The organism is Butyricicoccus sp. (assembly GCF_050872565.1).
In the GTDB taxonomy this organism is placed as follows: Bacteria; Bacillota; Clostridia; order Oscillospirales; family Butyricicoccaceae; genus Butyricicoccus_A.
The window spans coordinates 1-11,856 of sequence record NZ_JBNMHC010000028.1 but is presented as its reverse complement, the minus strand read 5'-3'; the positions used below and the strand labels follow the sequence as shown (position 1 = coordinate 11,856).

Below are 11,856 nucleotides of genomic sequence, written 5' to 3'. Positions count from 1 at the left end.
GTCATGTCCACAGCAGCAATCGTCATCGTGATGATGGTGATGATGCTCATGCTCCTCATGCTCATGGTGGTGGTCGTGTCCGCAGCAGCAATCGTCGTCACAACAGTCGTCATCGTGGTCGTGATGATGGTGATGCTCGTGATCCTCATGCTCATGATGGTGGTCGTGTCCGCAGCAGCAATCGTCGTCACAACAGTCGTCATCGTGGTCGTGATGATGGTGATGCTCGTGCTCTTCATGCTCGTGATGATGGTGGTGATGATGTCCGCCGGACTTTTTGCCGTCACGGTCATGCACGGTGACATCCGGTTCATAGGACTGTGCGATTTGTTCAATCGTTTCTTCCAGCCCTTCCGGCTCACTCGTCTTGACGCGGAGCTGTTTTGTCTCAAATACCATTACAGCTTCTTGCACTTGAGGCAAATTGCGAACCTCTGCCTCAATCTTGCCTGCACAATGTGCACAGCCAAGATTTTCCATAATATAGACTTTATTTGCCATGCAAATTCCTCCTGCCCCTATCCAACAGAATACGCAGTTTTTAAATTTGAACATATGAATATTTGTTCATATGTTTTGTATGCCCCTATTATAGCATTCTCTCTGTGTATGTCAATAGGGCGCGGATATTTTTTCTATCGGAAACCGCAAAAGTTTTCAAAACTTTCAGGATACCTATTTTCGCCCAAATATTTTGTGGTATAATAAATATCGTTATATAATGGGTGAGGTGACATTCATGGCTATCAAAGCTGTGCTTTTCGATTTAGATAATACATTATACGATTTTACCACCGTACATCAGCAAGCTCTCGCTGCACTCGCCGAATACGGCGAATCCCGCTTTGACGTACCGGCACGGCGGTTTCTCGCCGCATACGAAGAAGCAGATAAGCAGCTCAAGCGCGAACTGCCGCACGTCGCAGCGTGCCACAACCGCGTCATTATCTGTCAGCGCATGTTAGAGCTGCTCGGTCTGCCGTCCATCGTCACGCCGCTGGAGCTGTATGAAACCTATTGGGGAACGCTGCTGCGCATCATGAAGCCGCGAGAGGGCGCGACAGAACTGCTCAACCGCCTGCATCGCCGTCACGTGCAGACCGCCATTGTGACCGACATGACCGCACATATCCAGCACAGAAAAATCGCTGCGCTGGGCTTTGCCGGTGTGCTGGACGCCATGGTGACCAGCGAGGAAGCCGGTGTGGAAAAACCCAATCCGAAAATCTTTCTCGACTGTCTGCGCAAGCTGCGCATCAAGCCGCAGGAAGCACTCTATATCGGCGATAACTTTGCCCGCGACATCATCGGCGCACACAGCGCCGGTCTCGTGCCGTTTTGGCTCAACACCACCCGCCAGCAGGCGCCGCGCGTGGATTTCCCGTACAAAGAGCTACATAGCCTGACTGAAGTTTTATAAGCAATATTTATTCGCATATCACGTGAAAAGCCGCAGGAATTACCCTGCGGCTTTTTGCTTGGAGAAATAGGTGGTGATGTTTCCTGTTATTTAGAGAGAGATAACAGAAATGATTATATAGTGAGAAATAAATGGATGAATAAAATCAATGAGACAAAATTACTCGGACAGAGTCAGCAGCTCGTTCTTCAGGAAGGACTCCTTGCAGCGGAATGCGATGTTGGTGGACTTGGTGCCATCGTATACGTTCGGGGTAGCCGGAGTACCGGTTGCAACATGGTCGCAGAATACTTCCATTTCCTTTACGTATGCATCATGCCAACGGGTTACGAAGTCCTGATAGCACTCGCGGCAAACGCCATGCTTGCTCATAACTTCCAGCAGGGAATCGGTCGGAACAGCGGAGATACGCAGGGTACCGCGGGTACCAACGATTTCGGTCTCTACTGCGGAGCCATGTGCTGCTGCGCGGCCTGCATAGAAGAATGCCATGGTCTCGTTCTCGTTCTGAATCAGGCAGGATACGTTGTCGCCGTCATCCCAATCCTTGTACTGCTTGAACTCGTAGCAGCCGCCGATTGCCCACAGCTTCTTCGGCTCGGACTCGGTCAGCCAGCGAATCAGGTCGATGTCATGGATGGACATATCAATGAACTGTCCGCCGGAACGCGGTGCGTATTCCAGTGTGCCCTTGATGATGGAAATCGGATCCTGCGAGTAGCAGCGAACCAGAACAATGTCGCCGATGTCGCCGCGGTTGATCTTTTCCTTTGCGATAGCGTAGGAATGATCGTAACGACGCATGAAGCCCAGCATGAAAATCAGTTCCGGATGTGCTTCTACAATCTTCTCTGCCTTCTTGCACTTCTCTACGGTCTCAGCCAGCGGCTTCTCGCAGAATACATGCTTGCCAGCGTTCATAGCCAGCTCAATCATATCAACATGAGAATCGGTGTTGGTAACGATGGCAACAGCCTCTACATTCGGGTCGTTGCACAGGTCAGCCGGATTCTCGTAAACAGCGGATACACCCAGCTCTTCTGCAACTTCCTTTGCGCGAGCGATGTTTTTATCGCTGATAGCAACCAGTTCAGAACCCGGTACGCGGTTTGCGATGTTGCAAGCGTGCTCATAACCCAGACGACCAATACCAATGATACCAATCTTCAGCTTTTTCATTTGTGTTTCCTCCTCAAATCTATCTCTTTACAAAAATTAAAGTCCTGTGTACTTATTAACATATGCGCGAGCCATCTTCGCGTAATCCAGCGGATTAGCAATTGCCGGATCCTGCTCTGCCTCGACAACCAGCCAGCCTTCGTAGTTGTACTCATCCAGCAGCTTGAATACGGTCGGGAAGTCTACGCAGCCTTCCGGATCGCCCGGTACGGTAAATACGCCTTCCGGAATAGAACGCAGGAAGCTCTTGTTCTCTGCATAGCACTTTTCCATTGCTGCCTTGCGGACGTTCTTCAGATGCACGTGCTTGATGCGGTCATGATGCTTCTTGAGAATCTCAATCGGATCTTCACCGGAGAAGGTCAGATGACCGGTATCGTAAATCAGGCTGACATACTTCGGGTCGGTCAGCTGCATCAAATGGTCAATCTCGTTGGTCTTCTGCACGGTGGTTGTCATGTGATGATGGTAAACAATCTGCATACCGCTGTCATACGCGATCTTGCCCAGATGGTCAAGACCCTTTGCCAGTGTCTCAAACTCATCATCGTTGAGCACCTTCTTCTGAGACAGCGGGGTGTTCCACTGATGCTGAATCGAAAAGCTCTGGTCAGAGGTATTGATAATATTGGTGCCGCACGCCTTGAGGAAGTTCATATGATCCACAAACGCACGCTCGTTCCACCAAAGCGGCTGTTCATTTAAATAGGTGCTGATCCAAGCTGTGATAACCGAAAGATCTCTGCGTCCCAGTTCCTTGTTCAGGATTGCCGGATCTCTCGGGAACTGGCAGCCAATCTCCGTGCCAACGTAACCGGTCAGGGCAATTTCGCTGATGGTCTGCAGGAAGCTGTTCTCTGCTCCCATCTCCGGCATGTCATCTTCTGTCCACGCAATCGGTGCAATGCCGACGCGAACTTTCTTCGGGTCTAACATATGTTCTCGTCCTTTCTCTGCTTTTTTAATCCTATGTGTTGTTCCGTATTTTGTCTTTCCTTTTTTGTGACTTTAGTATATCATGCACAGGTTTTTTCCGCTTTTAACTTCTTGTTTTTTGCAGCTTTTCTAAAGAAATTCTTTTTTATTCAAATTCTGTATGCGCAGACAGGCAATTTCCCGCTTTTTTCCGGAAAACTTTCAAAATCTTGTTCTTTCCCCCGTAACGCAAAAATCAAAAATTTGAAACATCCTGCGATACTATACTTTTCTGATGCCTCATTCTCTCGAAATAGTGCAAAAAAATACAGACACAGGGATTATCCTGTGCCTGTATTCGTATCAAACGGATGCAAGATTAGAATGCCTTGGTATAGATGTCCAAAATATCCTCTTCCGACAGTTCTACATAATTGTTGTTGAGCAGACGCTGCTGGGTCTCCAGTACCGTCTTTGCGTATACCGGCAGTTCATCTGCGGTCACGCCAACTTCACGCAGCTGCTTCTTTTCCAGTACTGCATTCATGAGCTTATACAGCTCTTCCAGTGCAAATACCGGCTCGGTATCCAGCTCTGCTGCCAGAATCTCTTCCAGCTTGTTGAGCTTGCCAACCGGCTTCTTTTCCTGATACTTGCGCATAACATCGGCAAACATCAGCTGGTTGGACTGACCGTGCGGAACATGATGTGCGCCGCCGAGCGGATAGCTCAGAGCATGAACCGCTGCACAGCCGGCATGACCAAAGGCAATGCCTGCGAAGTTGGAAGCACGCAGGAATCGAGCTGCATACTTCTTCCAAGCATCGCGGTCGCCGTTGTCTACAGCGGCACGCCAGCCGCTCAGAATCAGATGCAGAGCGCTCTTGGAGAACAGTTCGCTGATCGCGCACGCGTTCGGGCTGAGGAAGGACTCGACAGCGTGAATCATAGCATCAATCGAGGACGTTGCAAAGACGCCATACGGCAGGCTTGCGAGCATACCCGGAATCAGTGCAGCTTCATCGGCAAACATAGCCGGAGAAACAATGCCCTGCTTGACGCCCTTGGTCGTGCGGTTAATAATCGAAATATTGGTCACTTCGGAACCGGTGCCGCAAGTTGTCGGCACGATAACCAGCTCATGGACTTTATGCAGGTCAGCCATACGGTCGTACAGATCGTCTACCTTGTCTTCCTTGGAAGCGACTGCCAGAACCTTGGCAATGTCGATGATGGTGCCGCCGCCGACAGCGATGATGCGGTTATAGTCTTTGCCGCGCAGCTCATCGAGAATGGCGTCTACCATGACATCGGTCGGCTCGCCCATGCCATACTTTTCCTGAAACAGGGTATGGCAGCCCAGATTCAGTGCAGCAATTGTCGGCTCATAGATATATTCGTTGGTGAGGATGAGATCCTCTGCGCCCAGACCTGCTTCATTTGCATAGGTCTTAAAATCTGCATATTCTGCAATCGCAGGAATCAGCTGAAATGCTTTCATGTCTATGCCTCCTGCCTTAAATTTCCGGGAAATACTTTGCGTCAGCAGCGGTTACCCACTCGTATTCCGGCACAACAGTGGTCACGATGTTCTTGTCATCCTGCAAACGGATGCACCACAGATAATACTCTGCATAACCCGGTGCAGCGCACTGAGAATGGGTGACATTCTCCGGCATACCGGTCAGGTCGTTGTTCTTTACCTTGAAGGCATCATCGCCGTACTCAGCCAGACCATAGCCGTTTTCCGGCAGGAACTTGTAGTAATACAGCTCCGGCTCTACATGCTGATGCGGTGGGTAAGAAGACCACTTGCCCGGGAAGTGTACCACTTCACCGATAAAGAAGTTGGTCTCTGGGCAGTTAGAGCGGTCAAAGAAAGTGCGAACCAGACGGGTGGAGCACTCGTTCATCTGACCAGCTCCACGCTCTTCGTTTGCGCTCAGGCAGTCCTCCGGACGCATGAGCTTAGAAGCAAAGCTGCGCGCATTCTCTGTGCGAGCTACAGCGATCTCCGCATCTGCATCACAGGTAATGGTCACTGCGGTGTTCTGCGGCACGTGCAGCAGGATAGCGCCTTCATGGAAGCAGTCCTTACGGGTCACGGTCTCGCTCTTGCCTTCCCAAGCGAAGGTCACGGTACCGCTCATCAGGTCATAAACCACTTCCTGTGCGTAATCAAAGTTCATGATGTCGCCAGCAGTCATCTTGACAACACCGAATTCCATACCCATCATTTCCGGATTGTCTACTGCGGAAACCATTTTATTATAGCCCTTATCAAACGGGGCTTTTGCTGTGTATTTCATTTTGCTCGCTCCTTATTTATCGTCAAGTATCGGTTAATTGTTCCAGTTTTGTATAAGCATTCCTTTGCAGCGCGACCCCCGTCGCGCTGCAAAAGCTGTGAGAAAAGGTATATACATGCGGAGAATGCATGAGTGCACAGAGTTACGAATGTCTTGTTAGGAAACTGGAGATGTGGTGTGTCATTACAGCCGTATTAACTCAATACATTCTCGCTTCGCTGATGTACTTGTCCAGACGCTTGCGTGCTTCCTGTACCTTCTCGGACTTAGAGGTAGAAGCTACGCCGATGTGCCACCAGGACTCATAGCCCTCTGCCATGGTCTTCGGCAGAACCTTTGCATCAATAATGCAAGAGCCGGTCTCCTTCTTGGCATCCTGAACAGCCTTGCGGAATTCTTCCGGTGTCTTAGCATAGAATGCCTTCATGCCGTAGCCTTCGCCAACCTTACCGAAATCGGTGTAGCAGTACTTGCCGTCCAGCTTGCCGGTCTCCTCGTTGCGGTGACGCATCTCAGTTGCCAGAGAACCAACGCCGTTGCCCATCTGGAGGTTATTGATGCAGCCAAATGCCGTATTATCGAATACAACAACGGTGATCTTTGCATTTTCCTGAATCGCAGTCGGAATCTCAGAGTTCAGCATCATGAAGGAACCGTCGCCAACCAGAGCATAAACTTCCTGCTCCGGTGCTGCCAGCTTAGAGCCAAGTGCGCCTGCAATCTCATAGCCCATGCAGGATGCGCCGTATTCCATGTTGTAGGTGTCCTTTGCATCGGTTACCCACAGTCTTTCCAGGTCAGCCGGCAGAGAGCCTGCTGCTGCAACAACGATAGCGTCGTCGTCAATCTCTTCACGCAGAATGCCTACGGCATTGGACTCGGTGATGGTGCCGCCGATGTCATTGACAAAGTCGTTCATGATCTTCTCGGTCCAGCTCGGTACACACGGAACGAACTTGCCTTCGCCGAAGCCCTCGCCATGGTACTGTACGCCGAGAACGCTCAGACGCTCCTTCTCCCATACCTCGCGGATTTCCTGAATCTCATTGGTGTAACCAGACTTGTAGCCGTCAGCCTTCAGTGCGTCATAAATCTGCTCCAGCGTTACCTTGGCATCGCCTACGCAGCGGGTTGCATCCAGCTTTTCTGCATGGAATTCAGAGGTGTTGATGGCCAAAACCTTGATGTCCGGATTGCGGAACAGAACCCACTTAGAACCGGTAACGAAGTCATTGAAACGGGTGCCAACACCGATAACCAGATCGGCATCCTTGCACAGGGCATTTGCTGCCAGACCACCGGTAACACCGATACCGCCTACACTCAGCTCAAAGCTGTCCGGCAGAGCGGAATGGCCAGCCTGTGTCTGAGATACCGGAATGTTGAACTCACGAGCGAACTTCATCACGGTCTCGCCTGCTTCGGAGTAACGAACACCGCCGCCGGAGATCAGAATCGGCTTCTTTGCGGACTTAATCAGCTCTACAGCCTTCTCTACTTCGTATGCGTCTGCGCCGCGGCGGGAAATGTGATGTACGCGCTTCTGGAAGAAGTAATCCGGATACTCAAAGCTCTCGCCCTGTACATCCTGCGGCAGGCTGATGCAGACAGCGCCGCAATCTGCGGTATCGGTCAGAACACGGAATGCATTAATCAGTGCCGGCATCAGCTGCTCCGGACGAGAAATGCGATCCCAGTACTTGCAAACCGGCTTGAAGCAATCGGAAGCGGTGATGCTCAGGTCATGAGAAACCTCCATCTGCTGCAATACCGGATCCGGCTGACGGGTTGCGAAGGAGTCGGACGGGAACAGCAGCAGCGGAATGTGGTTGATGGAAGCCGTCAGTGCTGCGGTTACCATGTTTGCTGCACCCGGGCCGATGGAAGAGGAGCAAGCAATGATCTTACGGCGATTGTTCTGCTTTGCATAAGAGATAGCCGCATGTGCCATGCCCTGCTCGTTTCTGCCCTGATAAACACGCAAGCGACCCGGATCTTCGTCCAGTGCCTGTCCCAGACCAACTACCATGCCGTGTCCAAAGATGGTGAAGATACCATCTACGAACGGCTGCTCTACGCCGTCAAATTCGATGTACTGCTGGTTCAGGAACTTTACTACTGCCTGACCTACTGTCATCTTTGTCTTGCTCATAATTGTTTCCTCCTCATACATAAACATTCGTCTTGCATCCACAATTTTTGTTTTGCGGTTCCTTGTTTTTGTTGTACTCAGTATACTATTTTCACGAAAAATAAACTTTAACCCTTTTGTTTTTTCACTATTTTGTCGGTATTTTTTTGATTTTTTATATCCTTGCTGTATTTTTGCGCCGCCCGTCCCAGCCTGCCGCAAAAAATTTTAGATTCTTGCTGTTTCGTCCCCTCTGCCGCGAAAGGATTCATTGCACCGATTTTTCTAATATCCTGCGATTGCCGGTTTTTCCGCACGCAGAAAAAAGCCGGAGAACAGATTTCTCTGCTCTCCGGCGGGAGGATTTACGATTCTTTTTTCTTCTTTCTGCGCTTCTTTTCCGGCTGTCGTGTCTCCACAATATAGTTCTGCCGGTATTTCTTCGGCGGCATCCCGACATTTTTGGAAAACTGCAAATTAAAATAGCTCTGTGTGTCATAGCCCACCATACCGGCAATCGTCGTCACCGGTAAATCGGTCGAAATCAGCAGCGTCTGTGCTTCGCCAATACGCCGACGCAGCAAATACTGCATCGGCGAGTATCCGCTCATCTCTTTAAACACATGCGACAAATAATACGGGCTGATATTGAGTGCTTCGCCCATGCTCTGCAAGGTAATCTGTTCGGCATAGTTTTTGTCGATGTACTCTTTGATGCGCTGTCCCAAAATAGACGGCTCTTCGATCTCGATTTCTTCTCCGTTGGACGCTTTGACGCCGACAACCGTCAGTGCTTTGACGAGCAAGGCGTGCATCAGCGAATGGCAAAACGCTTCTGCATTTGGCTCTCCGGAAGACAGGCTGCGAAACATCATCTCGAACAGCGTTTTGAGTGCCTCAAACTGATCTCCTGTCGGGAACACAAAACCGGCATCCGCCGGAATCAGAGCGTACTCTTTGAGCCCCGGCATATGTAAATTGCCGACGGCAACACAATAGCTTCCCATCGGATTGTTTGAACTGGCAATCTCATCGTGTACCACATGCGGGTTGTAAATAAGCAGGTCGCCCTGCTGTACTTTATATTTCTTGTCGTGAATCAAATATTCGCTGCTTCCGCTGCAAATCAAAATCAATTCCACAAAGTCTTCATGTGCGTGCATAACACGCGGATGTGCACTGGTGTCCGGTCGAATATCACTGACATACAGCAATTTCGGGTCATTTTTCCCGACAAATACCGACTGAAAATCCTTCTTGACAAAGCACTGTACATTCATCGCCTGATGTTCTGCCATAATATACTCCTTCCCCGATTTCTATTCTCTCGTATGTGCTTATTATAGCAGATTCAGCGACAAATCGCCTATCAGATTTTTGTCTTTTTTGCGAAAACTATGCTATACTTGAGGTATCCCACACAAAGGAGAGAACTTATGACAGAACAGGAAAAACGCGATCTTGGCCTCTGGTATGATGCCAATTATGACCCCAGCATTTTGCAGGAACGGGAACACGCAGATACGCTGTGCTTTCAGTTTAATACGACTGCACCCAACCAAAAAGAACGGCAGCAGGAGATTTTATCCCAGCTGCTGCCAAAATTGGACAAGGATGTTGTGATTCTTCCGCCGTTTTATACAGATTACGGGTATCACTGCACCATCGGTGAAGGGTCATTTTTCAACCACGGTGCCTATCTCATGGATTGCGCGCCGATTACCATCGGTTCGCACTGCTTCATCGGTCCGAACTGCGGCATGTACACCGCCATTCATCCGATGCTTCCCAAGGAGCGCAACCAAGGCTTGGAATGCGCCAAGCCAATCACGTTGGGTGACAACATCTGGCTCGGCGGCGATGTCACAATTCTTCCCGGTGTGACCATCGGAAGCGGCAGTGTCATCGGTGCCGGCAGTGTCGTCACAAAAGATATTCCCGCCGGTGTCTTGGCATACGGCAATCCCTGCCGCGTCATTCGCCCGATTACCGAACAGGATTCCATCGAAACTTTACTCTGACACAGAAATAGAGCACGCCAATCGGCGTGCTCTATTTCTGTTATTTGCGATAGACGCTCATATACAAGTCCGTCTGTTTCTCTATATTTCCCACTGTCATCGTACCGGTATACGAATCTAGGCGCATTCCTGTGCTCGTCCACAAGCCCATGTCCTGTACGGAACCGGCATGTTTGGTGATGGACAGCGTATATCCGTTTTTATCCGCCTGCTGCACACCGGTATCCAGACAAACACGCGAGTCATCTTCGATATTATCCGGTGTGATTGTCGTCTCATAGACAACCTGTCCCGCCGCGTTGCGCAGCTGCACGGCAAAATCAGCAGTCTCCCGCGATGCGCCGAGCACACCCGCCTGCGTGCGAATTTTTAGCCGAATCGTGTCAAACGAGTGATTGGGATAAAACGTCTGTGTCATGGTCTCTCCGTCAAACAAATGCACCGGTTCAATCCATGTGCTGCCATAGCTCCGAATCACATACTTTGGCGTCTGGGAACGCGCTGCCGCGGCGCGCTGCACATTGCCGGAACCGACCAGCACCGCCGCCCAAACAGCACACAGACCAATTCGCGCCGCGATCTGTCTGTGTTTTTTCTCCGGCACCGGCAGTGTGTGTCCTCCCGCGAGCAGGAAGAAGAACGGCAAAAACGAAATCGCATACGCCGATTTGACTTCCCAGAACAGGTAAAAGACGATGCCGCCCAAAATAACCGTCATCAGCAGGAAATCATACGTCAGTACCGTGCGGCGTCCGAGCTGCCGCAGTAAATGTAACATCGTCATCAGCAGAATCGACAGCCAAAAGCACTGGCTGTAATATTTGATCGCAAAGCTGCGCCCGCCAATCAAATGCTGATAGACCCAGTTGTAGCCTTCCATCTGATTGAGGCGGCGGCTCATCTGAAACCAGCCATCACCCCAAGTTGTCGCTGTCTTTTTCAGCCACAGCTTTGCCGTTCCCTTGACGCCGAGATTGCGATAGTTCTGTATCGTCTTTGCCCGCGTCACCGGACCTTTTTTGTCATCCGGCAGCGTCAGGGTAAATTTATCGTCTGCCTCATTATATACACCCTTGCCGTGTGAGCCCATCATGAGCCAATGCGTCAACGGATAATTGGCATGAGAAAGGGCACCAAACGCCTGTTGGCACCGATCGGATACAATCATCTGCGTTCCTGCCGCCATGGCGACCATCAGGACAAACGCCGCGATGCGCGGCATCAGTTCTTTGATGTGCCACGGTCTATGGCGGAGCTTTGGCAGGATATAAAAGAACCATCCGACCAGAAATGCCAACACAGGAAAAATCGCTGTCGGGCGAATCTGATACCCCAACACCGTGACGACGGCGCCGATACAGCCGAGCAGCAGTTTGATTTTCCGATTCTCCGTCTGATACAGACACACGCCAAGATAAAACAAAATCATCGCGAACGGCACACTCAGGGTATTAGAGTACACCCAAAACGTCATAATATAATAGACCGGATTGCAGACAAACAGCACCAATACTTTGACTGCTGCCGCGCCGCCGCGTATGCGTCGGGCAATCAAACAGGAAAAGATGCAGCCAATGACCAAGCAAACCGCATTGAGAATGTACACCGCCCGATATATATCCGTCACGCCCAAGGCATCTATCCCGCGGAAAAACCAGACGAAAAGCAGCGTGAGCAAATAGTTGTTTCCATATTTGGAAAAGTAGGTCACATACACGCTGTCTGGATGGATGATATTGGTGCCGGTTCGCGCCATGTACAGTGCTTGATCCAGCATCGAATGGCTGTCATTGCGCGGAACGATATGCAAAACCGAAATCATACCGGCATATATAGCAATCATCACGGCGAACAGGCAAGCAGCACACACCATGCGTCTGC

At 50.4% G+C, this 11,856-nt stretch carries 10 protein-coding genes; 2 read left to right on the top strand and 8 right to left on the bottom strand.

From position 1 onward, the window contains the following. Positions 1 to 501, bottom strand: a 501-nt coding sequence (locus tag ACR0P9_RS02545) for a heavy-metal-associated domain-containing protein (RefSeq protein WP_432617282.1), incomplete at its 3' end; no start/stop codon positions are given. 238 nt (positions 502 to 739) lie between these two features. On the opposite strand from ACR0P9_RS02545, the gene ACR0P9_RS02540 reads away from it, so the two are divergent. Further along, positions 740 to 1,420 carry an HAD family hydrolase gene (locus tag ACR0P9_RS02540; RefSeq protein WP_432617281.1) on the top strand — a complete coding sequence of 227 codons (681 nt, stop codon included), beginning with the start codon at positions 740 to 742 and terminating at the stop codon, positions 1,418 to 1,420. A gap of 159 nt (positions 1,421 to 1,579) precedes the next feature. Here the strand turns inward: ACR0P9_RS02540 and ACR0P9_RS02535 are convergent, their stop codons facing one another. The 6 genes from ACR0P9_RS02535 to ACR0P9_RS02510 form a co-directional block, all read right to left on the bottom strand. Then, on the bottom strand, positions 1,580 to 2,599 hold the full coding sequence (locus ACR0P9_RS02535; protein ID WP_432617280.1) for a Gfo/Idh/MocA family oxidoreductase: 1,020 nt from the start codon (positions 2,597 to 2,599) through the stop codon (positions 1,580 to 1,582). A 36-nt stretch (positions 2,600 to 2,635) separates the two neighbouring features. Next, complete coding sequence (gene iolE, locus ACR0P9_RS02530; protein ID WP_432617279.1) at positions 2,636 to 3,535, bottom strand: myo-inosose-2 dehydratase; 900 nt, start codon at positions 3,533 to 3,535, stop codon at positions 2,636 to 2,638. Positions 3,536 to 3,893: 358 nt separating this feature from the next. Next, positions 3,894 to 5,015, bottom strand: a complete 1,122-nt coding sequence (locus ACR0P9_RS02525) for a 4-hydroxybutyrate dehydrogenase (RefSeq protein WP_432617278.1) — start codon at positions 5,013 to 5,015, stop codon at positions 3,894 to 3,896. A gap of 16 nt (positions 5,016 to 5,031) precedes the next feature. Next, positions 5,032 to 5,823, bottom strand: a complete 792-nt coding sequence (locus ACR0P9_RS02520; protein WP_432617277.1) for a 5-deoxy-glucuronate isomerase — start codon at positions 5,821 to 5,823, stop codon at positions 5,032 to 5,034. A gap of 199 nt (positions 5,824 to 6,022) precedes the next feature. Continuing rightward, on the bottom strand, positions 6,023 to 7,975 hold the full coding sequence (gene iolD, locus ACR0P9_RS02515) for a 3D-(3,5/4)-trihydroxycyclohexane-1,2-dione acylhydrolase (decyclizing) (RefSeq protein ID WP_432617276.1): 1,953 nt from the start codon (positions 7,973 to 7,975) through the stop codon (positions 6,023 to 6,025). 344 nt (positions 7,976 to 8,319) lie between these two features. Then, positions 8,320 to 9,252, bottom strand: coding sequence for an AraC family transcriptional regulator (locus tag ACR0P9_RS02510; RefSeq protein WP_432617275.1), 933 nt, complete (start codon positions 9,250 to 9,252; stop codon positions 8,320 to 8,322). A 138-nt stretch (positions 9,253 to 9,390) separates the two neighbouring features. On the opposite strand from ACR0P9_RS02510, the gene ACR0P9_RS02505 reads away from it, so the two are divergent. After that, complete coding sequence (locus ACR0P9_RS02505; protein ID WP_432617274.1) at positions 9,391 to 9,975, top strand: sugar O-acetyltransferase; 585 nt, start codon at positions 9,391 to 9,393, stop codon at positions 9,973 to 9,975. Positions 9,976 to 10,015: 40 nt separating this feature from the next. Here ACR0P9_RS02505 and ACR0P9_RS02500 read toward each other — a convergent pair. Further along, positions 10,016 to 11,856: hypothetical protein (locus ACR0P9_RS02500; RefSeq protein ID WP_432617273.1), on the bottom strand; the 1,841-nt coding region annotated here is incomplete at its 5' end.

What these genes read in the sequence shown, in the direction of transcription:
- ACR0P9_RS02540 (WP_432617281.1), top strand. Translation starts at nt 740, where the DNA reads ATGGCTATCAAAGCTGTGCTTTTCGATTTAGATAATACATTATACGAT.
- ACR0P9_RS02535 (WP_432617280.1), bottom strand. Translation starts at nt 2,599, where the DNA reads ATGAAAAAGCTGAAGATTGGTATCATTGGTATTGGTCGTCTGGGTTAT.
- iolE (WP_432617279.1), bottom strand. Translation starts at nt 3,535, where the DNA reads ATGTTAGACCCGAAGAAAGTTCGCGTCGGCATTGCACCGATTGCGTGG.
- ACR0P9_RS02525 (WP_432617278.1), bottom strand. Translation starts at nt 5,015, where the DNA reads ATGAAAGCATTTCAGCTGATTCCTGCGATTGCAGAATATGCAGATTTT.
- ACR0P9_RS02520 (WP_432617277.1), bottom strand. Translation starts at nt 5,823, where the DNA reads ATGAAATACACAGCAAAAGCCCCGTTTGATAAGGGCTATAATAAAATG.
- iolD (WP_432617276.1), bottom strand. Translation starts at nt 7,975, where the DNA reads ATGAGCAAGACAAAGATGACAGTAGGTCAGGCAGTAGTAAAGTTCCTG.
- ACR0P9_RS02510 (WP_432617275.1), bottom strand. Translation starts at nt 9,252, where the DNA reads ATGGCAGAACATCAGGCGATGAATGTACAGTGCTTTGTCAAGAAGGAT.
- ACR0P9_RS02505 (WP_432617274.1), top strand. Translation starts at nt 9,391, where the DNA reads ATGACAGAACAGGAAAAACGCGATCTTGGCCTCTGGTATGATGCCAAT.